Raw genomic sequence first — 887 nt, forward strand, 5'->3', positions numbered from 1 at the left:
ACTCAAATCAATGATAGTCGTTAAGTACAAACAAGATGAAAAAATCATTCTTACGTAAAACATATAGCCTACGAATAAAAAGCAGAAACCTAAAAATAGTTCATCTGCTTTTTTATTTTGCAACATAAGATAAGAGCCAGCTTATTAAGATACTCTGCTAGAGGTTAGAGAGGTAACGCTGATAACGTTTGGTCAATTTGCTGAGACGGATACGGTCACTAAGTAGTGACAATATTGGCGACGCATTTGATTTAGGCGGCTTTGCTTTACCCATACGCTGCAGTTGGCGCTTGATGACTGCCATGGTAGCAACAACGGCACTTAAGGTCTTATCCTTCCACTGTACCATAGGATTATGAGCACTGAGGCTGCCATCTTTTTTCCAGTCATTGGGTAGCGCCGGGTTCATGGCTAATGCCGTTCCCATACCAACAATATCAATACCTTGAGCCAGTACTTCTTCTGCAATGGCTAATCGTCTGACGCCACCTGTGGTCATCACAGGCATTTTGGCTACTTGTGCAATCTCTTTTGCGAAGTCCAAAAAATAGGCTTCTCGTTGCAACTTGCGACCATCTGCTGTGTTGCCTTGCATGGCTGGGCTTTCGTAACTGCCACCCGACAGCTCAACCAAATCAACAGCCAACTCATTCATCGCCCAAACAACCACTTTGGCATCATCAGCGTCAAACCCGCCCCGCTGAAAATCTGCTGAATTGATCTTTACAGCGACCGCAAAGGTAGGCGCAACTTGAGCGCGAATGGCCTTAATGACTGCAATCAGCAATCGCATACGGTTTTCAATTGACCCGCCGTATTCGTCTTCTCGTTTATTGGTGAGCGGTGATAAAAACTGAGAAATCAGGTAACCATGGGCCGCATGAATT

The 887-nt window shown here is 44.8% G+C and carries 1 protein-coding gene; it reads right to left on the reverse strand.

Annotation, left to right across the window (positions count from 1 at the left end):
• Positions 1-157 precede the first annotated feature (157 nt).
• Positions 158-887: oxidoreductase (locus ACS8FC_RS15785; protein WP_439297465.1), on the reverse strand; the 730-nt coding region annotated here is incomplete at its 5' end.

Source organism: Psychrobacter sp. 1Y4 (assembly GCF_051847555.1).